Here is a 25934-nt window from a genome sequence, read left to right as displayed (position 1 = left end):
ACAAAGACACTAAGTCGCAAAGTTTTATTTTTTTAAATTATTTTTATTTCTTAACTCCAACAAAATTTCTTTTTGAATATCTTTTTGTTTCTTATTTGAATTAATAATGCTATCAACTTGGCTTTTAGCAATTTGAACACTTTGTTTGTCTGGCACTCTAAAAATACTATATAAGCCAATAATTGTAGCCAAAAATATACTTATCCAAGTAGCAGATTGAGTATTAATAAATCTTATATCTTCCTTTGTTTTAAAATTATTTTTAACAAAATATTTTAAATCCTCAGATACATAAGCTAGTCCAGTAAAATTTTCTAAAATAAAATCATTTATTGATTTATCTAATGTATGGGCACAATAAATAATGTCATTGTTTTCATTAGTAATATTTACTGGCGCACCAGGATCAATTGTTAAAATATTTTGATTATTCAGAAACTGAATTTTATCAGGATTTGGAATCGGTAAAAAATCTTGTTTTAAAACATATATATCATTTTTTTTATCAATATCAAATATCGTAATATATCGATTTTCTTTTAAATATTTTATTAGTGAAATAAGTTCTAAAAATTCACCATATTCTTGTTTACGTTTTTTTATATCGTCAAAAATTTCTTTTTTGAAATATAATAATGAACTATTCTGTTGTGCTAAAATGAAAAGTGCAATATTGGATGTTTTTGTGAAATATTTTTCTTGAAGAAAATGTGAAAAAAGTTCAACATTTTCAAAACTAATATCAGTCAATAATCTAATTTGTTTTTTTTCGCGGAAATTAAATTCTCTCATATTTTTTTTAATTATTTAAGAACTAGTATAACTTTGTTGATTTTTAATTTATACTCCCCAAATATAAGATTTATTCTACACAATCTTCACCGAAGTCATACTCAAAGAACCCGCTAATAATTTATCATTGAACAAACTTAACTCTTCGGTTTTTCCTTTTAATCCCAAAGTATAAATCAAAGGTAAATAATGTTCTGGCGTAGGAATCGCTAATTGAAACGCCTTGCTTTGTTTTTCAAAATCAATCAATGGTTGAAAATTCCCGTCCAATAAATAGTTGTTCACCGTTTCCCTTGCTTCAATTGCCCAATCGTAGCCGTAATTGTCTTTATCGAAATTGTGATAATCGACCAATCCCAAATTATGAACAATGTTTCCGCTACCTACAATCAAGATTCCTTTGCTACGCAACGCACCTAGTTTCTGAGCTAGTTCAAAATGGTATTGCCCAGATTTGGTGTAATCAATACTCAACTGAATCACTGGAACATTCGCTTCGGGATATAAATGTTTAATAACACTCCAAGCTCCGTGATCCAAACCCCAATGTTCGTCCAGCTCTACTTCTACCGGTGTCAATAATTGTTTTGTGTCTATCGCTAATTCCGGACTTCCTTTTGCTGGATATTGCACATCGAACAACGCTTGCGGAAAACCACCAAAATCATGAATCGTTCTTGGCATTTCCATGGCGGTAACCTTTGTCCCATTAGTAAACCAATGCGCCGAAATACACAAAATAGCATTGGGTTGCGGTAAGGTTTTAGCCAAATTTCGAAAACCCGTCACAAACTGATTTTCTTCAATCGCGTTCATCGGGCTTCCGTGTCCCAAAAATAAAACCGGCATTTTTTCGGTATTCGAAAAAGAGCCAGATATTTTATGAAAGTCGTTTAATGTGTTCATAAACAAATATTTATTTTTAAACCATTATGAAATTTAAGTTTTTTAAGGTGTTAGGAAAATTACTTAATAACCTTAAATTTCTTAATGGTTTAATTTAAAAAATTTACTCTACAAAATTCTCATCCTTAAAACCTATCAAATATAATTTATTTTTAGCTCGGGTCATTGCGGTGTACAACCAGCGGATGTAATCCCGATTGATACCGTCGGGCAAATACGGTTGTTCTATAAAAACAGTATTCCACTGACCACCTTGAGACTTATGACACGTAATTGCATACGAGAATTTAACCTGTAAACCATTGAAATATTCGTTGGCTTTTACTTTTTGGAATTTTTGGAATTTAGTATCTCCTTCATAATCTTTCAACACTTCCTGATAAAGTCGGTTGGATTCTTCGTACGTTAACGATGGCGATTCGCTCTTTATGGTGTCCAATAATAGGACGGTTTCAAAAGGAATCTGATTCGGGTAATCAATCATTCTTATTTTTACTTTGGCAAACTTAAAACCGTACAATTCTTTGATATTGAAAATTTCCAACACTTCGATAATATCACCATTGGCAATAAAACCCGCTTCATCAGAATCTTTCAACCAAAAATAATTGTTTTTCACTACCATCAAAAAATCGCCAGTAGAAAGTTCACTTTCTTTATCGAGAATTTTGGTTCGGATCTGCTCATTATATTGATTCGCCCTTTTATTAGAACGAACAATAAAGGCGGTATCTTCAATACTATAATTACTATAGGCAGAATTGATCGCGTCCTGAATATCATAACCATCGGTCAATCGAACAATATCTTTGAATTTCTTCACATCAAATTTGAACTCATCAATAAAGGAATCTTTCAATAATTCCCGAAGCTCGGTCGCGTTATGCAAAATCCCGGAATTTTCTTCCTGACGCATCACTTCGTCCAATTCTATATGCTCCACTTCCTTATCATAATTCATTCCCAAAGTTTGAATATCCAAAGCCGGACTGATATCCAAATTCACCGGAGGCAACTGAGCGGTATCTCCCAATAAAATCATTTTGCAATTGGTTCCCGAATATACGTAGGAAATCAAATCATCTAACAAGGAACCGTTTTCATATAACTTAGAATCTGAATTGGTATCCGAAATCATCGAAGCTTCATCGACGATAAAAATCGTGTTCTTATGTTTGTTTTGTTGCAACGTAAACGAAACGCCGCCACCGGAAGATTTCTTAGGGAAATAGATTTTTTTATGAATCGTAAAGGCAGGTTTGTTCGAATAATTCGCAATTACTTTAGCCGCACGACCTGTTGGCGCCAGCAAAACATATTTTTTATTGATGTCTAATAAACTGTTTACAATCGTAGAAATAACGGTTGTTTTTCCCGTACCCGCATATCCTTTTAATACAAAAATGGTTCTGTTATCGGTTTCGGTTAAAAAAATGGCGATTTTTTGAAAAAAAATATCCTGTTTATACGTAGGTTGAAAAGGGAACTTTTTTTGTAAAAGACTATAAAACAGGGAGGAATTCATCTAGTAAGATTTTAATACAAAGTAAGTGAAAAATATCAATTGCAATGGCAAAATTCAATTGCAATAGCAAAGTCCGAAGAAAATAAAAATGTTATACCTCAATTAGAAATGAAAAGCAAAAAAGAATCCCTTTGCCATTTATGAAATATTCTATAATTTAAATTGAATTAATAAATCTTCTTTAAATTGAATTTTGCTATTGTGATTGCAATTGAGTTTTGTCATTGATTTTTGCCATTGCCACTGCAATTGATATTGTTATTGATTTTTAAATTTGTAAGTTTGCGTTGTTGAAAAAATCAATAGTATGATAAACATAGCCGAAAAAAAATATCGAAAACTTTCCATTCAAGTTTCCTTGACAGGACTTTCTTTTTGTTGTTTTGATACGCTAAATAATACAGTAATTTCATTCAACGAAGTGCATTTTGATAACTTTAACAAAGGCACTAAAATTGAAGATTTGTTTGCCGATGCTTTCAACAATCATATGGAATTAAAGGATTCTTATGATGAAATTTTGGTCATCCACAACAATAACCTTTCGACTTTTGTACCGGAACCGTTATTTGATGAAGACTTTTTAGGCAGTTATTTGCAATACAATACCAAGGTTTTTGAAACCGATTTTTTCGCTTTTGATGAAATTCCAAACTATCAAATGAATGCGGTTTATATTCCATATGTGAATATCAATAATTTTTTTATTGACCAGTTTGGTTCTTTCGATTACAAACATGCCAACAGTATTTTAGTTTCAAAACTTTTGGTTGCATCCAAAAACAAGGATGAGAAAAAAATGTTTGTACATATCAATACAGGTCATTTTGAAATCATCGTGGTTCAGAACCAAAAATTATTACTTTTCAATTCTTTCGATTACAATACGCCCGAAGATTTCTTGTATTATATTTTATTCACTGCCGAACAATTGAATTTAAATCCCGAAAACTTCCCTTTGGAATTAATCGGAAATATTGAAACCGAAAGTGATTATTTCAAAATCGCTTACAAATATATTCGTAACGTTTCCCTTATCGATGTGGGAAATTTGCGATGGAACAATTATTTTTCTGAGGCCGAAAACAGAAATCATTTTATACTTTTCAATTCATGAGAATCATTTCAGGAAAATACAAAGGAAGACGCATTTCTCCCCCAAAAGGCCTGCCTGTTCGTCCAACAACCGACATGTCTAAAGAAGCATTATTCAATGTTTTGAATAACCATTTCAGCCTTGAAGGACTTAAAATATTGGATTTATTTGCCGGAACAGGAAATATCAGTTATGAATTTGCTTCTAGAGGAAGTACGCCAATCACATCCGTTGATGGTGATTTTGGTTGCGTAAAATTCATTAAGCAAGTGGCAACAGAATTCGATTTTAATATTGCTGCCACAAAAAGTGATGTTTTCACCTATTTAGAAAGATGTAAAACTTCGTATGATATTATATTTGCGGATCCTCCTTACGCTTTAGATCAAGCCACTTTTGAGAAAATTGTATCCTTAATTTTCGAAAAAGAATTACTCAATCAAGACGGAATGATGGTAATTGAACATTCTAAATATACCAAATTGGATCACATGATTAATTTCTCTTTCAAGAAAAGTTATGGCGGTTCTATTTTTAGCTTCTTCGAAATTGAATCGGATTCAGATGAAGAGGAATCTTCGGAAAATGATGGTGAAGAAGAGTAGTCCTTCTATATTTAATTAGGAATTGAAACACTTGACAATTTATCCAAAACCATTTGGTAAGTCGGTGTTTCAATTTCATATTTAAACCCTTCATTAACCACAAACTCAGTCAAAGAAAAAAGTTCGATTTTTCGTCCCGCCATCAAATCCCTATGCATGGATGAAGTGGCATCATGAGGCGTTTTTTCTAATTTTAGAATAGTGTGCATGATAATATCAGCCGGTAAATTCAATCCTTTTACGGCCGCAATCATGGTAATTTCATTTAATAAGGAAACGTAAACTCCTCTACTGGATTGGCTGTCTAAAATTTCACCAATATTCTGATTCAAATAGGATGTGGCTGAAGCCAATGCCGAAATAAATATGAATTTTTCCCAAACAGTTTCTTCAATATCATCAACAAGATAGCTTTCGATTGAAGCCTTTTCAAAAATCGCCTGCAATTTATTTAATGTAGCAATTGGGGCTGTTCTTGATCCAAAAAAGAGTTTTTCATAAGTTCCTATTTTTTTGATAACTCCAGAAGATACAATCATCGAAACAATATAAACACAACCTTGTAAAACTTCGTTATCAGGAAATAAATCACTTATTCGTTCTGGCGCATCGACACCATTGTATAAAGGTAGAATAACGGTATTCTTGGTTATATTTTTTTTAATAGAGAGAAGACTCTCTTCTATATCATACGTTTTTGTTGCACAAATGAGATAATCCAGCCTTCCAATTACCTTGGAATCATCGGAAACGACACTAGGAAAAACAGTCATTTCGTTTTCATCGGCAATAATTTTCAGTCCGTTTTGCGCAATCGTCTTTTGAGTTTCGCCACGTGCAATAAAAATTATTTCAACAGAATCTGACTCGGCATATGCTTTAGCCAATAATCCACCGAAATAGCCTCCTACTCCGCCCATTCCTAAAATTCCAATTCTTGTTTTCATAATCACTATATAAAAATTAAACCATTAAGAAATTCAGAAAATTAAGCCTTATGACTTAAAGAAACTTAATTTCTTAATGGTTCTATTTTAGATTTCACAATCGTTATTTTATTAAAACTTTTAATAAAAAAATGCAGACCTATAAGCCGGATTCTGTCTCCGATAAATCGGAGCCTTATCATTTATCTAGATCCCGCATTACTGCGGGACTCAAGCTATCTACCCTTCAACAACGGACGAGAAGCCCTTAAATGCTGATATACTTGATATTTCACCGCATAGAGTTTACCTGGTTTCACTACAGCATTACCTGTACATACTTTCTGTTGCACTTGTCCTAATCACGCCCTAAAGCTTGACCGACGGGTGTTACCCGCTATGCTTCCCTTTGGTGTCCGGACTTTCCTCTTTATTCCGAACTCGATTCGGAACCTGAAATCAGGTGTTGAAACAAGTTCAACATTAAGCGATAAGGCGGTCTGCGGTGCAAATTTACACTATTTAATTCTCTTTTTTCAGTTACAGCTACCTACTTTAACAAGCCTTTTACAATCAATTCATAATAAATTAGTTACCTTTAGTTAATAACTAAAAATCTCGATTATGTCAAACATGTATCATTATGCCACCGTTTCTAAAGCCTTAGACGATTTGAATGAGATGGGATTTACCTTTGATTTTAATCTTCATGAGGAAGATATTGTAAAAAATCCAAGCCACTATGAAATTCAACATATCTACCGTTACGAAGGAGATACAAATCCAGATGACGAAGCCACAGTTTATGGCATCAAATCAACTTCGGGTAAAAAAGGTGTGTTTGTAGCGGGATATGCAGCAAATTCAGATAACGGTGCCGCAAGAGTTTTAGTCGATCTCACTATCAAAGGAAGAGATAAGTAAGCTCGTTTTCTAAATAATTTAAAACTAAATCAAGAATTTAAATCAATTATTTTTTTAGGAGCTAATTCCAGCTATCCGTTACAATCTTATCCGCCATCCCGAGGTTTCGGGACCGGCGCATAAGGATTTTCACTACAAACGCAGTTCACTGAACTCCAATAAAATTATAGTACTGTGAAGTAATCTGGGCTAGGGAATTTGGGTAATAAAATCCATTCTGAAAATTATAAAATCTTTCAATCCTTAAATTTTTGCATCTTTAAATTAAAACCTATATTTGCTTTCGAATAAAATTTCTATGGAACAATTTGTTGTGTCGGCCCGTAAATATCGTCCTCAAACATTTAAAGATGTTGTAGGACAAAAAGCCATTACCAATACTTTATTGAATGCCATAGAAAGCAATCACTTAGCTTCGGCATTATTATTCACAGGACCTCGTGGCGTTGGAAAAACAACTTGCGCCCGTATTTTGGCTCGAAAAATAAATCAGCCAGGTTACGATGATCCAAACGAAGATTTTGCTTTTAATGTTTTCGAATTAGATGCCGCATCCAATAACTCCGTGGATGATATTAGGAATTTAATTGACCAAGTTCGGATCCCGCCACAAACGGGACAATACAAAGTCTATATTATTGATGAGGTTCACATGTTGTCATCGGCAGCTTTTAATGCATTCCTGAAAACACTGGAAGAACCGCCTAAGCACGCCATTTTTATTTTGGCAACGACCGAAAAACATAAAATTATTCCAACGATACTTTCTCGTTGTCAGATATTTGATTTTAAAAGAATTACTGTAAAAGATGCCAAAGAACATCTTGCCGAAGTAGCCACCAGTCAAGGCGTAGTTTTTGAAGATGACGCTTTGCACATTATTGCTCAAAAAGCTGATGGCGCCATGCGTGATGCCTTGTCTATTTTTGACAGAGTCGTTTCTTTTTGTGGAAAAGATTTAACTCGTCAGGCCGTTACGGAAAATTTGAATGTTTTAGATTATGAAACTTATATCACAGTTACTGATCTAATTCTGGAGAATAAAATTCCTGAATTACTGTTGGCTTTTAATGACATTCTTTCTAAAGGTTTTGATTCACATCATTTTGTATCGGGATTGGCTTCGCATTTTAGAGACTTATTAGTTTCTAAAACACCTGCAACTTTAATTTTATTAGAAGTTGGTGAACAAGCGCAACAAATGTATGGTGTTCAAGCACAAAAATGTAGTCCCGATTTTCTATTAAAAGGAATAGAAATTGCAAATGATTGTGATTTGAAATACAAGTTAAGTCAAAATCAGCGACTTCTTGTTGAACTTTGCCTGATGCAACTTGCCTCTATCACTTTTGATGGAGAAAAAAAAAAGTTGAGCAATATATAATTCCTCCTACTTATTACAGAAAGAATGATTATTCAATAACGGTTCAAGCAAAAACCGAAAATTCAAAACCTGCTATTCCGGTTATTGAATCAGTTGAACTAAAAGAACCGGAAACTACAACTATTGTTCCTTCAATGCCAGTTTTTGCTCCTGCAGTAAAAATTGATATTCCGCAAACTAACGAACCAAAAGTTTCGGCTTTTTCACTTTCAAGTATTCGAGCCAAAAAAGCGTTAGAAGAAAGCAATAGAGGATTGGTTAAGGAAGTTATTCATTTCCCAACTGACTCGTTCACTGAAACTGAAATGCTGCTGCAATGGAATAAATATGCGCAAAGATTGGGGGACAAAGGGTATAAAATCATGGAATCGTTATTACTCATCAACGATCCTAAATTAAATGATACTGCCATCTCGATTGAATTGCCAAATGAAGGTTCTAAATTAGATTTCGAAAAAGAAATGAGTGGACTCTTAGGACATTTGAAGGGACATTTGCATAATCATGATATCACTATAGAAGTTATTGTGAATGAAAGTTTTCAAAATAAAAGAAACTTGAATGATCAAGACCGATACAACCGATTGAATGAAATAAATCCAAACATTGAACTCTTACGAACAACATTTGGATTAGATTTAGATGCTTAAATATCTATTCTTCATGTGGATTGATTGTTGTTTCATTTGAATTTATTGCTTTTTCAGCGGGATCTATTTCATGTGAATTTATTTTTCTTTCAATCTTTTTGTCACGCTTAAGCCAAATCAGGGCAACCATTACATAAATAGAACCCGCAATCCATTCGTTTAAAAAAGAAAGTAAGATAGCTATAAAATATAAAATGAGGGTAACTTTTCCCTTCCTGTCTTTTCCTACAGCTTGAGCTAACAATGAATTTTTTCCTTCGCTCGCAATGATTGTACATTGGAGAATCCAAAAATGAATGGAGCATAAAAAAAGAATTATACCATATAAAGTCATTGTGGTTTTGGCAAAAAGATGTTCTCCAACCCAGTTAGTAGAAATAGGAATTAATGATATCCAGAATAAAAAATGGAGATTAGCCCATAGAATATTACCATTAACTTTAGTAATACTTTCCAACAAATGGTAATGATTTTTCCAATATATTCCTACGTAAATGAAACTTAGTCCATAACTTATAAAAGAAGGAAAAAGTGGTATCAAATCACTAAAATTCGCTCCTTCCGGTACTTTAATTTCCAATACCATAATGGTTATAATGATTGCCAACACGCCATCACTGAACAATTTTAATCTTATTTTGTCCATTAGATATTTTTATCCAAAGGTACTTCCAAATATTTATTTAAATAGTTAAAAATCAGTTATTTAACTTATATTTTTCCGAAATACATCGCTTTAACGATTCCGTCAGAAAGCCCGATTTTCGGAACATAAATATTTCTGGCGCCACTCCACTTCATGGCATTAAGATAAATTCTGGTTGCCGGAACAATAACATCAGCACGATCCGGATTCAGACCTAATTCAGAAATTCGCTGCTCATAAGAGAGCGAATTCAGGAATGAGTACTGTGAATTCATATAAATATAGGACAAAGGTTTGTCTTGAATTTTTCCTGACATTTTAAAAATTTTATTGATATTTCCACCTGATCCAATCAAGGTGACTTCGTCATATTCCTTTGTATTTACTTTGATCCATTTCTCAATTTCATCCCAGACGACATCACAAACCATGTTATTCAACAACCGCACTGTTCCTGCTTTGAAAGATCTTGAAGTTATCATTTTACCATTTGAAAACAACGTAAACTCTGTACTTCCCCCACCAACATCCACAAAAAGATAGGTTTGATCTGTTTTTAGAAGATGATGTAAATCAGTGGAAGCTATTATTGCTGCTTCCTTTTTTCCATCAATGATTTCTATTTTTATATCGGCTTTTTTCTTGATTAGCGCTACAACTTCTTTTCCGTTGTATGCTTCACGCATCGCTGAGGTAGCGAAAGCCATATAACGTTCTACTTTATGCACTTTCATCAAAAGATTAAAAGCATTCATAGCATCGCACATTCTTTCAATATTCTCCTCTGAAATTTCACCCACGGTAAAGGCGTCTTGTCCAAGACGAATGGGAACACGAACTAACGAACTTTTGTTAAATTGCGGTTCTTTTCCCTCTTGTTCTACAATATTTGCAATCAGCAGACGCATGGCATTAGAACCAATATCGATTGCTGCATATTTTTTTATATTAATCATTTTCGTTTTTATTCGTTTATTCTACGATATTAAATTTGTTCATTCCCAATTCAAAAATCAAAGAATTATACTGTTTCTTTCTTTTCAGCTGTCATTTCCAGTTTGTTTTGATAGTATTTATAAGTTTCTAACTGTGCTCTGAAAATAGGACTATGATTTCTTAATCTATATTTATTATCTAGTTTATACGAGTGGAATCGCGCCTTGACATTTCCTTTCCAACCGATATCGAAATTATCTATCAATTCATTTTTTATTTCCTGATCGTAAATTGGACAAGTTACCTCTACTCTCCCATCCAGATTTCTAGTCATGAAATCAGCTGATGAAATGTAGACCTCGGTTTGTCCTGCGTTCCCGAAAATATAAATTCGGGAATGTTCTAGGTAATTATCAACTATGCTTATAGCCTCAATATTCTCGCTCATTCCGGAAATGCCGGGAATCAATGAACAAATTCCTCGGACTTCCAGTTGTATTTTCACTCCTGCTCTGCTTGCTTCATATAATTTGTCAATCATTTCATAATCTGACAAACTATTCATTTTCAGCTTTATGTGTGTTTTCCTACCAGCAAGTGCATGCGTAATTTCCCTGTCAATCAGTTTTAAAAACCGCGATCTGGTGTAATGTGGAGAAACGATTAGGTGTTTGTAGCGATGCACCCTGTAATTGATTTCGAAAAATTCAAAAATACGCATACAGTCTTTAAGTATTTGCTGATGACTTGTAAAAAGTGTCACATCAGTATACACTTTGGCGGTAGATTCATTGAAATTTCCTGTAGAAATAAAACCGTATCTTTTTATTTTATTATTTTCGTTTCTTTCGATAACACATATTTTGCTATGTACCTTAAGTCCTTTTATTCCAAAAATTAGTTCAATTCCTTCCGTTTGCATCTGTTCAGCATAGGAAATATTGGAAGCTTCATCAAAACGGGCTTGCAGTTCGATTTGAACGGTTACTTTTTTACCATTTTTAGCAGCATTAACCAGAGAACTAATAATTTGGGAATTTTTGGCCAATCGATACAAAGTTATTTTTATGGTGGTTACTTTTGGATCTAATGCCGCTTCGCGCAAAAATTTAGTCAGATAGGAAAAGGACTGATAAGGAGCATTTAACAAATAATCTTTATTACTTATTTTTTCTAACATGCTTCCTTCCAGACTCAATCCAGGAATAGGTAAAGGATCATTGGTTTGATACAATAGATCATATCTGCCCAAATTTGGAAAATTCATATAATCTCGTCTGTTGTGGTATCTTCCTCCCGGAATAATACTATCAGTAGAAACAATTTTCATTTTGTCAAGAAAAAATTCAAGAGTATCTTCTTCAATTAATTGGTCATAAATAAAACGCACCGGTTCCCCAATTCTTCTATCTTTTACGCTTAACGATATTTTTTCAATCATACTCTTACTTAAATCACTATCGATATCCAATTGGGCATCTCTTGTAATTTTTATCATATGAGCCGAAACACTTTTGTAATCAAAAATATTGAAAATACTGCTCAAATTATGTCTGATTACATCATCCAAGAGGATTACATATTGTTTTTCATTTTTGGATGGTAAAACAACAAAGCGATTCATTGTTTTTGGAATTTCGATAATGGCGTACCGAACTTCCGAATTTTGGTTCATCACCAATTTGATGGCCAAATAACCCGAAGTATCTTTTAATACGGGGAACTCCGCTAAATCATTCAAAATTATGATTACTAGTTCAGGACTTAATTGTTGAATGAAATAATCTTTTAAAAAAATTTCATGCTCTTCTGTTATTTCATTCTCTGTAATAATAAAAATATTTTTAGTCTCAAGCTCCGTTTCGATAATATTTAATATTCGCAGACTTTCAGATTGCTGCTGAATTACAATTTCAGTAATATCCTTGATTAATTGCTGAGCCGAAATACCTCCCAGATATTTTTCCCCAGTTATTCCTGTTAAACTCAATCGTCTGATAGCCGCAAAGCGAACTCTAAAAAATTCGTCTAAATTATTTGAAAAAATTCCCAAAAATCGCAGCCTGTCTAATAATGGAACGGAATGATCTCCTGCTTCCTGAAGCACCCTGGCGTTAAAAGCCAGCCAGCTTTTCTCTCTGTCTATATATTTGTTTTCTATAACTTTATTCATCTTAAATCTTTGGGGAATATTATTTTTTTTATTTTGCCTTTCTTAATTTTTTTCCAGTCATCGGTATCAAATTCCAAGGATACAACGCCCGCCGTAGGAACATTTTCGATGTCAGCGTCACCAAATTTATTAACAAAATTTGTAATTGCACCATTATGCCCGAAAAGAATAACATTTTCGAAAGCGTTATTAGACATTTTTATGATTTTTTCCAGCTTACTTTCATTAAAAGTATAAAGGTCGTCATTGTAAATGATACATTCGACTGGATAAGATAAATTTTGAGCAAAGATTGCTGCTGTTTCAGCTGCTCTTTTTGCGGTACTACTCCAAATGACGTATGTTTCTGGAATACTTTTGCTGAGTTGCGAGGAGACCAATTGCGCATCTTTGATTCCCCTTTTAGTTAAAGGACGCTCTTTGTCCAGAAGGGGTTCCTCCCAAGATGATTTTGCATGCCTTACAATTATTAAATTTTTCATACTCAAAAATTTTATTTGTTACTACCAGAACGCCAATTATATAATAATACAAAATTTATTTTAAATGAAATTATTTATGAAAACCTTTTTTTTAAAACCAAAATCAGATACAAATCGAATTATTACTATAAAGTTATAAAAAAACTTATCAACAATTTATTCTAAATTAAAATTTTTCTTACATGAATATAGTCAAAAATGCTAATAATCAGTTTTTTATGCTTTTTATCGATATTTTTATTTGTTAATATTAATTTAAAAATTAGATTTGAAATGTTAAATAAATAGCTAATCAAAGGTTTAAAATCCTAGAAAAGTAAAAAAAAGGTGTCAATCGTGCCAAATAAATATTATTTTTTAATCTTTTTTTAACCAGAAATGTCATTTCAACGGGTATTTAGGTCATTGATAGAAAAAAAATATAGATTCAAATCTTTCTAGTTAGTTTAGTGCACAAATTTAATATATCGGTCGTACAGTAATTATTGAATCCTACCAATATATTTCTTGAAATTATTTCTTTTTAAGAAAAATTATATGATTTTTTAGAATCAAAAAGCATAAATAACAAAATAAAATTTGACTATATGAAAATTAAAACTACTCTACTTTTATTATTTTTATTAAGTTTTTCAGCAACATTTGCACAAGTATTAGTGCCGAGTTCAGACACTTCATGCCCATCCGGCGACCTATCATTAGTTGGAGCAACGCTCACTGGCGGAGATTTATGTAACTCATGTGATTCTGGAACACTGGTAACGAAAACCTTGACATTGTCCATAAACAATTCTACAGGTTCTACAAGGACCTCCTTTGCTTTCTGGGGAGATTTGGAAGAATATAGTGGTGATGATGGATCATTAGTGAAAACAACCCCAATTTCAGGATGTAAGGGCCCCGTTCCTGATAAACGGATTACGAATTTAAACTTTTCTGATATATCTTTTACTTGCGGCAACACTTTAAAAATCACAAATTTGTTCTTGGCATGGACGGATGCCAGCCCAAACAGCATATGTCCTTTGGATCCAGCTAGTATTTCTCCTAAATGCGGAAAATTACCTTCAATAGAAATCAACTCTGGAGTTAATGCTGAATTTATTCTTACCGATACAAAATGTAACATCGGCAACGGCAGTATAGACCTAAAGCCAGTGGGCGGTAAAGCCCCATATACCTATTCATGGACAACTCTAGATGGCAATATCCCCACCGCGCAACTGAACAATGAAGATCTTACTAATTTAGTTGCAGGTACTTATACTGTAACTATAACTGATGCTAATAACTGTAGTATTACAAAAAGCAGAACCATTAATGAGAACGCTCCACCAGCTTGTTCAATTACAGGTGCTGCCGGTCCGGTATGTCCTTCTTCTTCTAATACCTATGCAGCACCTGTTGGGATGAAAACTTATAAATGGTCTCTCGTATCAGGAAATGGTGCCACAATTGTTACTGGTACAGAGGATGATAAAGATGTTACAGTTTTAGCAGGTTTAGTATGCAACAGTTCTTTCACGCTTTCATTAACAGTCACTGATGAAAATGGCTGTACTTCCACATGCGAAAAAACAGTAAATGTAATAGATAGTACAACGCCAAAGCCTTCTGTGAAGCTGTCTGATATTATTCTTACAGGCTGTAACGGGAATTTTCCAGCTCCTGATATTAAATTAATTACAGTTGAAGCTGGTGCGTGTTCTATTCCGTTGGTCGCTTTTGTTAGTGATAGTGCGCCAACTTTAAACGGATGTAACGAAACCACTTTAAGGACTTACAGTGTAACCGATGCATGTGGAAACTCCATAACGGTAACCCAAAAATTAATTAGAACCATTGATACTACGAAACCAACGGCTTCCAATCCGTCTGACATTACTATTACTGGTTGCAACGGAACTTTCCCGCTGCCTGATACTACTGTAGTAATTGATGCAATGGATACATGTTCTATTCCGTTGGTCGCTTTTGTTAGTGATAGTACGCCAACTTTAAACGGATGTAACGAAACCACTTTAAGGACTTACAGTGCAACTGATGCATGTGGAAACTCCATAACGGTAACCCAAAAATTAATTAGAACCATTGATACTACGAAACCAACGGCTTCCAATCCGTCTGATATCACTATTACTGGTTGCAACGGAACTTTCCCGCTGCCTGATACTGCTGTAGTAATTGATGCAATGGATACATGTTCTATTCCGGTGGTCGCTTTTGTTAGTGATAGTACGCCAACTTTAAACGGATGTAACGAAACCACTTTAAGGACTTACAGTGTAACCGATGCATGTGGAAACTCCATAACGGTAACCCAAAAATTAATTAGAACCATTGATACTACGAAACCAACGGCTTCCAATCCGTCTGACATTACTATTACTGGTTGCAACGGAACTTTCCCGCTGCCTGATACTACTGTAGTAATTGATGAAGCGGATACATGTTCTATTCCGGTGGTCGCTTTTGTTAGCGATAGTGCGCCAACTTTAAACGGATGTAACGAAACCACTTTAAGGACTTACAGTGTAACCGATGCATGTGGAAACTCCATAACGGTAACCCAAAAATTAATTAGAACCATTGATACTACGAAACCAACTGCTTCCAATCCGTCTGACATTACTATTACTGGTTGCAACGGAGCTTTCCCGCTGCCTGATACTGCTGTAGTAATTGATGAAGCGGATACATGTTCTATTCCGTTGGTCGCTTTTGTTAGTGATAGTGCGCCAACTTTAAACGGCTGTAACGAAACCACTTTAAGGACTTACAGTGTAACCGATGCATGTGGAAACTCCATCAATGTTACCCAAAAATTAATTAGAACCATTGATACTACGAAACCTACGGCTTCCAATCCGTCTGATATTACTATTACTGGTTGCAACGGAACTTTCCCGCTGCCTGATACTGCTGTAGTAATTGATGAAGCGGATACATGTTCTATTCCAGTGGTCGCTTTTGTTAGTGATAGTGCGCCAACTTTAAACGGATGTAACGAAACCACTTTAAGGACTTACAGTGTAACCGATGCATGTGGAAACTCCATAATGGTAACCCAAAAATTAATTAGAACCATTGATACTACGAAACCAACGGCTTCCAATCCGTCTGATATCACTATTACTGGTTGCAACGGAACTTTCCCGCTGCCTGATACTACTGTAGTAATTGATGAAGCGGATACATGTTCTATTCCGTTGGTCGCTTTTGTTAGCGATAGTGCGCCAACTTTAAACGGATGTAACGAAACCACTTTAAGGACTTACAGTGTAACCGATGCATGTGGAAACTCCATCAATGTTACCCAAAAATTAATCCGATTGGTGGATCAAACGGCTCCAGTTATTGCTGCTCTACCTAGTGCTATGACCATTTCTTGTCCCGGAGCTCCACTATTTGCTAATGCAACCGCGACCGATGATTGTGATGCTGCTTTTACACTTACGTCGGCTGATGTAACAACGCCCGGTGCTTGTGCCGGCGAGTATTCAATAACAAGGATTTGGACTGCTACAGATGCTTGCAATAATGTTAGTACAGCTTCACAAACTATTAATGTGCAAGACGATACAGCTCCTACTTTTACGATCCCACAAAATATAACAATAAGCAATGCTGAAAATTGTATAGCAAATACTAATCCTACTGTAACTGGTACTTTAACAAACATAAAAGACATTTGCGATTCTAATCCAATTGTAACCTATAAGGATGATAATTGTTTTGGCTCCTCACCAGAAAATGGCTCAATAAATAGTGGGAGTGGAAATTATTTCCCTTTTGTTGTAAGTGGATTTGATGACTTGTCAGCAAGTAATATTGAAAAAATTGCTTTAGCATTTGAAACAAATCAAGGAAAAGGGAGAGCTGAATTTACATTAGTTTCACCTAGTGGTCAAGGAATTATTTTAGTTGGTCCTTATTGCACCGGTGGCGAGTGTGATGATGCAACATCAAATTCAAAAGAATTATACTTACCAGTATTTTATCCAAATTCTTCTGAGTATATACAATGGAATAACAGCAATTTTATTCAAGTTGGCAGTGCGCAAAACTTCAAGCCATACGGAACCACCACTTCACCCAATACAATTGCTGGACTGACATCTTATGTATCCAGTTTTGAAAATTTTACTGGACCAATGAATGGTACCTGGTTTATTTATGCCCGAAAACAAGCTCAAGTCAATGGCAGTATTGATTTTAAAAGTGTTTGTCTAACGCCCGCAATTTCATGTCCAGTAACGCAATTTATTGCAAGAACTTGGGCGGTAACCGACGCTTGTGGAAATAAAACTACTGCTACTCAAACTATTAAAATTGAAGATAAAACTGCTCCTGTTTTCGTAGAAACATTACCGAAAAATTTAACGGTGGAATGTTCTATGGTACCTGCTCCTGCTATTTTAACTGCTACTGACAATTGTAGCGCAATTACGGTAAATTTTGTTGAAAATTCTGTTGCTGGTGCTTGTGCTGGTTCTTACATTCTAACGCGCACTTGGACAGCTATTGATGCTTGCGGCACTGCAACAACGCATTCTCAAATTATTAATGTTCAGGATACAACTGCTCCCACATTTATAGGAACATTACCCGAAAATGTAACTGTCGAATGTTCTGCTGTCCCTACTGCAGCTACTTTAACTGCTGCGGATAATTGTGGTGGGGCTACGGTAAAATTTACGGAAAGTTCTGTTGCAGGTACTAATTCAGGTTCTTTTGTTTTAATACGAACTTGGACTGCTACCGATGCTTGTGGTCTTACCACAATACATTCTCAAACCGTAACTGTTCAGGATACTACTGCTCCTACTGTATCAGAAACAATACTACAAGATGTAACAGCGGAATGTTCTGTTGTTCTAATGCCTCCTACTGCTGCAGATGCTTGTTCAGGAACAATAACAGGTACAACTACAACCGTTTTTCCTATCACAACTCAGGGAACTACTGTAGTGACTTGGACCTTCGTTGATAGCAATGGTAATATCGAAACAGCTACTCAAAACGTAATTATAAACGACACTACTAAACCTACAAAACCTATTCTTACTGATGTAAACGGTATATGTTCCGCTACTGTTTTGGCACCTAGCACTACAGATAATTGTTCAGGAACAATTACAGGTACTACCACAACCGTTTTTCCTATCACAACTAAGGGAACTACTGTAGTCATTTGGACGTTCACTGATGCGAAAGGAAATACAGAAACGGCTACACAAAATGTAATTATAGCCGATACTACTAAACCTATAAAACCAGTACTTACAGATGTATTTGGTCAATGTTCTGCTGTGGTCACGCATCCTACCACTACTGATGATTGTTCAGGAACAATAACAGGTACAACTTCAACCGTCTTTCCAATTACAACTCAGGGAACCACAGTAGTGACCTGGACCTTTACAGATGGTAATGGAAATGTTGAAACAGCTACTCAAAATGTAATTATAACGGATACCACGTTACCAACAATATCTTGTGCCGGTCCAGTAACGGTAAAATTGGATTCTGCGGCTTGTTACGCTTCTAATGTAACATTGGATATACCCTCTACTGCCGATAATTGCGTGGTTGCCTCGGTTAGCAATGACGCACCAAACACATTCCCTATCGGAACGACAACAGTCACTTGGACAGTTACAGATGGCGCGGGCTTGACTGCTTCATGTGAACAAACCGTAACTGTTATTGGTTCAATTATAGCTAATGATGATATAGGGACGAATGTTAATGGATCTATTGGCGGTGTAGCATTAATCAATGTTTTGACAAATGACTTATTAAACTGCAAAACTGCTAATTCCGCCGATATCATTACAACCTTTATTAGTTCCACTAATTCAGGCGTTACTTTATCTGGAACAAATGTTTTAGTAGCCCCGGGAACTCCTGCAGGCTCTTACACTTTGGTGTACAGCATCTGTGAAATATTAAATCCAACCAATTGTGATACCGCTACGGTTACTGTAACGGTGAACGCAGCTGCTATTGTCGCTAATGACGATGCCGGAAATGCGGTGAATGGTTCTACAGGCGGAACGGCTGTTGCCAACGTACTTTCAAACGATACGCTTAATGGTGTAGCAGTTGTTCCTGCCCAAGTGAATACCACTTTTGTGTCTTCCACAAATGCGGAGATTACTTTATCCGGCACTACTGTTATGGTGGCTGCGGGAACTCCTGCCGGCTCTTACACTTTGGTGTACAGCATCTGCGAAATATTAAATCCAACCAATTGTGATACCGCTACGGTTACTGTGACGGTGAACGCAGCTGCTATTGTCGCTAATGATGATGCAGGAACTGCTGTAAATGGTTCTATTGGAGGAACGGCTGTTCCCAACGTACTTTCAAACGACACGCTTAATGGTGTGGAAGTTGTTCCTGATCAAGTGAATACCACTTTTGTGTCTTCCACAAATGCGGGAATTACTTTATCCGGCACTACTGTTATGGTGGCTGCGGGAACTCCTGCAGGCTCTTATTCTTTGGTGTACAGCATCTGTGAAATATTAAATCCAACCAATTGTGATACCGCTACAGTTTCAGTAATTGTTAATGCAGCTGCTATTGTCGCTAATGACGATGCCGGAAATGCGGTGAATGGTTCTACAGGCGGAACGGCTTCGACCAACGTACTTTCAAATGATACGCTTAATGGTGTTGCGGTTGATCCTGCGCAAGTGAATACCACTTTTGTGTCTTCCACAAATGCGGGGATTACTTTATCCGGCACTACTGTTATGGTGGCTGCGGGAACTCCTGCCGGCTCTTACACTTTGGTGTACAGCATTTGTGAAATACTGAATCCAACCAATTGTGATACCGCTACAGTTTCAGTAATTGTTAATGCAGCTTCTATTGTCGCTAATGACGATGCCGGAAATGCGGTGAATGGTTCTACAGGCGGAACGGCTGTTGCCAACGTACTTTCAAATGATACGCTTAATGGTGTTGCGGTTCTTCCTTCCCAAGTGAATACCACTTTTGTGTCTTCCACAAATGCAGGAATTACTTTATCCGGCACTACTGTTATGGTGGCTGCGGGAACGCCTGTCGGGTCTTACACTCTGGTGTACAGCATCTGTGAAATATTAAATCCAACCAATTGTGATACCGCTACGGTTACTGTGACGGTGAACGCAGCTGCTATTGTCGCTAATGATGATGCTGGAACTGCTGTAAATGGTTCTATTGGAGGAACGGCTTCGACCAACGTGCTTTCAAACGATACGCTTAATGGTGTGGCAGTTGTTCCTGATCAAGTGAATACCACTTTTGTGTCTTCCATGAATTCGGGGATTACTTTATCCGGCACTACTGTTATGGTGGCTGCGGGAACTCCTGCAGGCTCTTATTCTTTGGTGTACAGCATCTGTGAAATATTAAATCCAACCAATTGTGATACCGCTACAGTTTCAGTAATTGTTAATGCAGCTGCTATTGTCGCTAATGACGATGCCGGAAATGCGGTGAATGGCTCTACAGGCGGAACGGCTGTTGCCAACGTACTTTCAAATGATATGCTTAATGGTGTTGCGGTTCTTCCTTCCCAAGTGAATACCACTTTTGTGTCTTCCACAAATGCGGGGATTACTTTATCCGGTACTACTGTGCTGGTGGATGCGGGAACTCCTGCCGGCTCTTATTCTTTGGTGTACAGCATCTGTGAAATACTGAATCCAACAAATTGTGATACCGCTACGGTTACTGTAACGGTAAACGCAACTGCTATTGTCGCTAATGACGATGCCGGAAATGCGGTGAATGGTTCTGCAGGCGGAACGGCTGTAACCAATGTACTTTCAAATGATACGCTTAATGGTGTAGCAGTTGTTCCTGCCCAAGTGAATACCACTTTTGTGTCTTCCACAAATGCGGGAATTACTTTATCCGGCACTACTGTTATGGTGGCTGCGGGAACTCCTGCCGGCTCTTACACTTTGGTGTACAGCATCTGCGAAATATTAAATCCAACCAATTGTGATACCGCTACAGTTACTGTAACGGTGAAGGCAGCAGCTATTGTCGCTAATGACGATGCCGGAAATGCGGTGAATGGCTCTACAGGCGGAACGGCTGTTGCCAACGTACTTTCAAATGATATGCTTAATGGTGTTGCGGTTCTTCCTTCCCAAGTGAATACCACTTTTGTGTCTTCCACAAATGCGGGGATTACTTTATCCGGTACTACTGTGCTGGTGGATGCGGGAACTCCTGCCGGCTCTTATTCTTTGGTGTACAGCATCTGCGAAATATTAAATCCAACCAATTGTGATACCGCTACGGTTACTGTGACGGTGAACGCAGCTGCTATTGTCGCTAATGACGATGCCGGAACTGCTGTAAATGGTTCTATTGGAGGAACGGCTGTAACCAACGTACTTTCAAACGATACACTTAATGGTGTGGCAGTTGTTGCTGCCCAAGTGAATACCACTTTTGTGTCTTCCACAAATGCGGGGATTACTTTATCCGGTACTAGTGTTCTGGTTGCTGCGGGAACTCCTGCCGGCTCTTATTCGTTGGTGTACAGCATCTGCGAAATATTAAATCCAACCAATTGTGATACCGCTACGGTTACTGTGACGGTGAACGCAGCTGCTATTGTCGCTAATGATGATGCCGGAACTGCTGTAAATGGTTCTATTGGAGGAACGGCTGTTGCCAACGTACTTTCAAATGATACACTTAATGGTGTGGCAGTTGTCCCTGCACAGGTGAATACCACTGTTGTGTCTTCCACAAATGCGGGGATTACTTTATCGGGCACTACTGTTATCGTGGCTGCGGGAACTCCTGCCGGCTCTTATTCTTTGGTGTACAGCATCTGTGAAATATTAAATCCAACCAATTGTGATACCGCTACGGTTACTGTAACGGTGAACGCAGCTGCTATTGTCGCTAATGACGATGCCGGAAATGCGGTGAATGGTTCTACAGGCGGAACGGCTGTTGCCAACGTACTTTCAAACGATACGCTTAATGGTGTAGCAGTTGTTCCTGCACAGGTGAATACCACTTTTGTGTCTTCCACAAATGCGGGGATTACTTTATCCGGCACTACTGTTATGGTGGCTGCGGGAACTCCTGCCGGCTCTTACACTTTGGTGTACAGCATCTGCGAAATATTAAATCCAACCAATTGTGATACCGCTACAGTTTCAGTAATTGTTAATGCAGCTTCTATTGTCGCTAATGACGATGCCGGAACTGCTGTCAATGGTTCTATTGGAGGAACGGCTTCGGCCAACGTACTTTCAAACGATACGCTAAATGGTGTTGCGGTTCTTCCTTCCCAAGTGAATACCACTTTTGTGTCTTCCACAAATGCGGGAATTACTTTATCCGGCACTACTGTTATAGTGGCTGCGGGAACTACTGCAGGCTCTTACACTTTGGTGTACAGCATCTGTGAAATATTAAATCCAACCAATTGTGATACCGCTACGGTTACTGTAACGGTGAACGCAGCTGCTATTGTCGCCAATGATGATGCCGGAACTGCTGTCAATGGTTCTACAGGCGGAACGGCTGTTGCCAACGTACTTTCAAATGATACGCTTAATGGTGCTGCGGTTGATCCTGCGCAAGTGAATACCACTTTTGTGTCTTCCACAAATGCGGGGATTACTTTATCCGGCACTACTGTTATAGTGGCTGCGGGAACTCCTGCAGGCTCTTACACTTTGGTGTACAGCATCTGTGAAATATTAAACCCAACCAATTGTGATACCGCTACGGTTAATGTGACGGTGAACGCAGCTGCTATTGTCGCCAATGATGATGCCGGAACTGCTGTCAATGGTTCTAAAGGCGGAACGGCTGTTGCCAACGTACTTTCAAATGATACGCTTAATGGTGCTGCGGTTGATCCTGCGCAAGTGAATACCACTTTTGTGTCTTCCACAAATGCGGGAATTACTTTATCCGGCACTACTGTTATGGTGGCTGCGGAAACTCCTGCAGGCTCTTACACTTTGGTGTACAGCATCTGTGAAATATTAAATCCAACCAATTGTGATACCGCTACGGTTACTGTAACGGTGAACGCAGCTGCTATTGTCGCCAATGATGATGCCGGAACTGCTGTCAATGGTTCTACAGGCGGAACGGCTGTTGCCAACGTACTTTCAAATGATACGCTTAATGGTGCTGCGGTTGATCCTGCGCAAGTGAATACCACTTTTGTGTCTTCCACAAATGCGGGAATTACTTTATCCGGCACTACTGTTATAGTGGCTGCGGGAACTACTGCAGGCTCTTACACTTTGGTGTACAGCATCTGTGAAATATTAAATCCAACCAATTGTGATACCGCTACGGTTACTGTAACGGTGAACGCAGCTGCTATTGTCGCCAATGATGATGCCGGAACTGCTGTAAATGGTTCTATTGGAGGAACGGCTTCGACCAACGTACTTTCAAATGATACGCTTAATGGTGTTGCGGTTCTTCCTTCCCAAGTGAATACCACTTTTGTGTCTTCCACAAATGCGGGGATTACTTTATCCGGCACTACTGTGCAGGTGGCTGCGGGAACTCCTGCCGGCTCTTACACTTTGGTGTACAGCATCTGCGAAATATTAAATCCAACAAATTGTGATACCGCTACGGTTACTGTAACGGTGAACGCAGCTGCTATTGCCGCTAATGATGATGCCGGAACTGCTGTAAATGGTTCAACAGGTGGAACGGCTGTAACCAACGTACTTTCAAACGATACGCTTAATGGTGTTGCGGTTAATCCTGCCCAGGTGAATACCACTTTTGTGTCTTCCACGAATGCGGGAATTACTTTATCAGGCACTACTGTGCTGGTGGCTGCGGGAACTCCTGCAGGCTCTTATTCTTTGGTGTACAGCATCTGTGAAATATTAAATCCAACCAATTGTGATACCGCTACAGTTTCAGTTATTGTTAATGCAGCTTCTATTGTCGCTAATGATGATGCCGGAACTGCTGTAAATGGTTCTATTGGAGGAACGGCTTCGACCAACGTACTTTCAAACGATACGCTTAATGGTGTAGCAGTTGTTCCTGCCCAAGTGAATACCACTTTTGTGTCTTCCACAAATGCGGGGATTACTTTATCCGGCACTACTGTTATGGTGGCTGCGGGAACTCCTGCCGGCTCTTATTCTTTGGTGTACAGCATCTGCGAAATATTAAATCCAACCAATTGTGATACCGCTACGGTTACTGTAACGGTGAACGCAGCTGCTATTGTCGCTAATGACGATGCCGGAAATGCGGTGAATGGTTCTACAGGCGGAACGGCTGTTGCCAACGTACTTTCAAATGATACGCTTAATGGTGTTGCGGTTCTTCCTTCCCAAGTGAATACCACTTTTGTGTCTTCCACAAATGCAGGAATTACTTTATCCGGCACTACTGTTATGGTGGCTGCGGGAACTCCTGCCGGCTCTTATTCATTGGTGTACAGCATCTGTGAAATATTAAATCCAACAAATTGTGATACCGCTACGGTTACTGTGACGGTGAACGCAGCTGCTATTGTCGCCAATGACGATGCCGGAACTGCTGTAAATGGTTCTGCAGGCGGAACGGCTGTTGCCAACGTACTTTCAAATGATACGCTTAATGGTGTTGCGGTTGATCCTGCGCAAGTGAATACCACTTTTGTGTCTTCCACAAATGCGGGAATTACCTTATCTGGCACTTCTGTGCTGGTGGCTGCGGGAACGCCTGTCGGGTCTTACACTCTGGTGTACAACATCTGTGAAATATTGAATCCAACCAATTGTGATCAAGCTAACGTAACTGTAATAGTGACTGGAGCAAATATTGTTGCTAATGACGATGCCGGAAATGCGGTGAATGGTTCAACAGGTGGAACGGCTGTAACCAACGTACTTTCAAACGATACGCTTAATGGTGTTGCGGTTCTTCCTGCTCAGGTAAATACCACTTTTGTGTCTTCCACAAATGCGGGAATTACTTTATCTGGCACTACTGTGCTGGTGGCTGCGGGAACGCCTGCCGGATCTTACACTCTGGTATACAGCATCTGTGAAATACTCAATCCAACCAATTGTGATCAAGCTAACGTAACTGTAACAGTGACTGGAGCAAATATTGTTGCTAATGACGATGTCGGAAATGAAGTGAATGGTTCTGAAGGCGGAACGGCTTTGACCAACATACTTTCAAACGATACGCTTAATGGTGCTGCGGTTATTGCTGCCCAAGTAAATACCACTTTTGTGTCTTCCACAAATACTGGGATTACTTTATCCGGCACTAGTGTTCTGGTTGCTGCGGGAACACCTTCGGGCACTTACACATTGATTTACCAAATTTGTGAAATACTGAATCCAACAAATTGTGATCAAGCAACGGTTTCGGTAATTGTAACAGCTCCTGGTATTGTATTAGGATGTGGAACTGTAACGGTCCATAATGCTTTCTCTCCAAACGGGGATGGAATCAATGAAGTCTTTACAATTGATAATATTGACGATACACTATGTTATCCTGAAAATACAGTTTCAATTTACAACCGTTGGGGTGTATTGGTTTACGAAACCAGTGGATATAACAACAATGATAAAGCATTCAGAGGCGTTTCTGAAGGAAGATCCACTATTAGCCAATCCTCTGGTTTGCCTACCGGCACCTACTTTTATATTTTGAATTACACTTCCATTGATGGGAATGGCGGTGTGAAAACAAATACAAAAGACGGATATTTATACCTTACTTCAAATTAATTAACCTTAACATAAAACCTGAGGACGGTATTGTCCTCAGGTTCTAATAACCATTAATAACCCAAATCTTCGAATATAAACGGTATTTAAGGTACCAACTGACCTACCAGACTCTTATAAATGAGTTCAACAGA

General features: G+C 37.6%; 14 protein-coding genes and 1 other RNA gene. 6 read left to right on the top strand and 9 right to left on the bottom strand.

Features of this window, described 5'->3' with window-relative positions; genetic code table 11:
• Nucleotides 1-24: 24 nt before the first annotated feature.
• The 3 genes from E0F89_RS16285 to E0F89_RS16275 all read right to left on the bottom strand — a co-directional run bounded on the left by E0F89_RS16285 (nt 25) and on the right by E0F89_RS16275 (nt 3223).
• Nucleotides 25-792 (bottom strand): hypothetical protein, encoded by a 768-nt coding sequence (locus tag E0F89_RS16285; RefSeq protein WP_131910792.1) that lies wholly within the window; start codon nt 790-792, stop codon nt 25-27.
• 75 nt (nt 793-867) lie between these two features.
• Nucleotides 868-1698 (bottom strand): 4,5-DOPA-extradiol-dioxygenase, encoded by an 831-nt coding sequence (gene ygiD / locus E0F89_RS16280; protein ID WP_131910791.1) that lies wholly within the window; start codon nt 1696-1698, stop codon nt 868-870.
• Between the two features lie 103 nt (nt 1699-1801).
• Entirely contained in the window at nt 1802-3223 is a 1422-nt protein-coding gene (locus E0F89_RS16275) for an ATP-dependent DNA helicase (RefSeq protein ID WP_131910790.1), read from the bottom strand.
• A 307-nt stretch (nt 3224-3530) separates the two neighbouring features.
• Between E0F89_RS16275 and E0F89_RS16270 the strand changes: the two genes are divergently transcribed.
• Nucleotides 3531-4340 carry a DUF3822 family protein gene (locus E0F89_RS16270; protein WP_131910789.1) on the top strand — a complete coding sequence of 270 codons (810 nt, stop codon included), beginning with the start codon at nt 3531-3533 and terminating at the stop codon, nt 4338-4340.
• Complete coding sequence (locus tag E0F89_RS16265; protein ID WP_131910788.1) at nt 4337-4924, top strand: RsmD family RNA methyltransferase; 588 nt, start codon at nt 4337-4339, stop codon at nt 4922-4924. The genes E0F89_RS16270 and E0F89_RS16265 overlap by 4 nt, the downstream gene beginning before the upstream one ends.
• Nucleotides 4925-4935: 11 nt before the next feature.
• On the opposite strand, the gene E0F89_RS16260 is transcribed toward E0F89_RS16265, so the two are convergent.
• Together E0F89_RS16260 and rnpB are read right to left on the bottom strand one after the other, a co-directional pair.
• Nucleotides 4936-5871: a ketopantoate reductase family protein gene (locus E0F89_RS16260; protein WP_131910787.1), complete on the bottom strand. Its 936-nt coding sequence runs from the start codon at nt 5869-5871 to the stop codon at nt 4936-4938.
• A gap of 126 nt (nt 5872-5997) precedes the next feature.
• An RNA gene (gene rnpB, locus E0F89_RS16255) (RNase P RNA component class A) lies at nt 5998-6357 on the bottom strand.
• Between the two features lie 117 nt (nt 6358-6474).
• On the opposite strand from rnpB, the gene E0F89_RS16250 reads away from it, so the two are divergent.
• The 3 genes from E0F89_RS16250 (at nt 6475) to E0F89_RS16240 (ending at nt 8808) form a co-directional block, all read left to right on the top strand.
• Nucleotides 6475-6774, top strand: coding sequence for a hypothetical protein (locus E0F89_RS16250; protein WP_131910786.1), 300 nt, complete (start codon nt 6475-6477; stop codon nt 6772-6774).
• Nucleotides 6775-7072: 298 nt separating this feature from the next.
• The gene (gene dnaX / locus E0F89_RS16245; RefSeq protein WP_131910785.1) at nt 7073-8158 is read left to right on the top strand and encodes a DNA polymerase III subunit gamma/tau; all 1086 of its coding nucleotides are present in this window, start codon (nt 7073-7075) and stop codon (nt 8156-8158) included.
• A 134-nt stretch (nt 8159-8292) separates the two neighbouring features.
• The gene (locus tag E0F89_RS16240; RefSeq protein ID WP_243699542.1) at nt 8293-8808 is read left to right on the top strand and encodes a DNA polymerase III subunit gamma/tau; all 516 of its coding nucleotides are present in this window, start codon (nt 8293-8295) and stop codon (nt 8806-8808) included.
• Nucleotides 8809-8812: 4 nt separating this feature from the next.
• Here the strand turns inward: E0F89_RS16240 and E0F89_RS16235 are convergent, their stop codons facing one another.
• The 4 genes from E0F89_RS16235 to E0F89_RS16220 all read right to left on the bottom strand — a co-directional run bounded on the left by E0F89_RS16235 (nt 8813) and on the right by E0F89_RS16220 (nt 13045).
• Nucleotides 8813-9454: a TMEM175 family protein gene (locus tag E0F89_RS16235; RefSeq protein ID WP_131910784.1), complete on the bottom strand. Its 642-nt coding sequence runs from the start codon at nt 9452-9454 to the stop codon at nt 8813-8815.
• Nucleotides 9455-9519: 65 nt separating this feature from the next.
• A complete protein-coding gene (locus E0F89_RS16230; RefSeq protein WP_131910783.1) occupies nt 9520-10410 on the bottom strand; it encodes a Ppx/GppA phosphatase family protein in 891 nt (296 codons plus the stop codon).
• Nucleotides 10411-10475: 65 nt separating this feature from the next.
• Nucleotides 10476-12563 (bottom strand): polyphosphate kinase 1, encoded by a 2088-nt coding sequence (ppk1, locus tag E0F89_RS16225; protein WP_131910782.1) that lies wholly within the window; start codon nt 12561-12563, stop codon nt 10476-10478.
• Nucleotides 12560-13045 carry a SixA phosphatase family protein gene (locus tag E0F89_RS16220; protein ID WP_131910781.1) on the bottom strand — a complete coding sequence of 162 codons (486 nt, stop codon included), beginning with the start codon at nt 13043-13045 and terminating at the stop codon, nt 12560-12562. The genes ppk1 and E0F89_RS16220 overlap by 4 nt, the downstream gene beginning before the upstream one ends.
• Nucleotides 13046-13632: 587 nt before the next feature.
• Between E0F89_RS16220 and E0F89_RS16215 the strand changes: the two genes are divergently transcribed.
• Nucleotides 13633-25800, top strand: coding sequence for a gliding motility-associated C-terminal domain-containing protein (locus E0F89_RS16215; protein WP_131910780.1), 12168 nt, complete (start codon nt 13633-13635; stop codon nt 25798-25800).
• Nucleotides 25801-25934: the final 134 nt, after the last annotated feature.

Source organism: Flavobacterium caseinilyticum (assembly GCF_004349085.1).
Classification (GTDB): domain Bacteria; phylum Bacteroidota; class Bacteroidia; order Flavobacteriales; family Flavobacteriaceae; genus Flavobacterium; species Flavobacterium caseinilyticum.
This window is presented reverse-complemented; position numbering and strand designations above follow the sequence as displayed.

Excerpts from the sequence above, each read along its gene's own strand:
- E0F89_RS16270 (WP_131910789.1), top strand. The coding sequence starts at position 3,531 with ATGATAAACATAGCCGAAAAAAAATATCGAAAACTTTCCATTCAAGTT.
- E0F89_RS16215 (WP_131910780.1), top strand. The coding sequence starts at position 13,633 with ATGAAAATTAAAACTACTCTACTTTTATTATTTTTATTAAGTTTTTCA.
- E0F89_RS16265 (WP_131910788.1), top strand. The coding sequence starts at position 4,337 with ATGAGAATCATTTCAGGAAAATACAAAGGAAGACGCATTTCTCCCCCA.
- E0F89_RS16235 (WP_131910784.1), bottom strand. The coding sequence starts at position 9,454 with ATGGACAAAATAAGATTAAAATTGTTCAGTGATGGCGTGTTGGCAATC.
- dnaX (WP_131910785.1), top strand. The coding sequence starts at position 7,073 with ATGGAACAATTTGTTGTGTCGGCCCGTAAATATCGTCCTCAAACATTT.
- ygiD (WP_131910791.1), bottom strand. The coding sequence starts at position 1,698 with ATGAACACATTAAACGACTTTCATAAAATATCTGGCTCTTTTTCGAAT.
- ppk1 (WP_131910782.1), bottom strand. The coding sequence starts at position 12,563 with ATGAATAAAGTTATAGAAAACAAATATATAGACAGAGAGAAAAGCTGG.
- E0F89_RS16230 (WP_131910783.1), bottom strand. The coding sequence starts at position 10,410 with ATGATTAATATAAAAAAATATGCAGCAATCGATATTGGTTCTAATGCC.
- E0F89_RS16260 (WP_131910787.1), bottom strand. The coding sequence starts at position 5,871 with ATGAAAACAAGAATTGGAATTTTAGGAATGGGCGGAGTAGGAGGCTAT.
- E0F89_RS16250 (WP_131910786.1), top strand. The coding sequence starts at position 6,475 with ATGTCAAACATGTATCATTATGCCACCGTTTCTAAAGCCTTAGACGAT.
- E0F89_RS16220 (WP_131910781.1), bottom strand. The coding sequence starts at position 13,045 with ATGAAAAATTTAATAATTGTAAGGCATGCAAAATCATCTTGGGAGGAA.
- E0F89_RS16275 (WP_131910790.1), bottom strand. The coding sequence starts at position 3,223 with ATGAATTCCTCCCTGTTTTATAGTCTTTTACAAAAAAAGTTCCCTTTT.
- E0F89_RS16285 (WP_131910792.1), bottom strand. The coding sequence starts at position 792 with ATGAGAGAATTTAATTTCCGCGAAAAAAAACAAATTAGATTATTGACT.
- E0F89_RS16240 (WP_243699542.1), top strand. The coding sequence starts at position 8,293 with ATGCCAGTTTTTGCTCCTGCAGTAAAAATTGATATTCCGCAAACTAAC.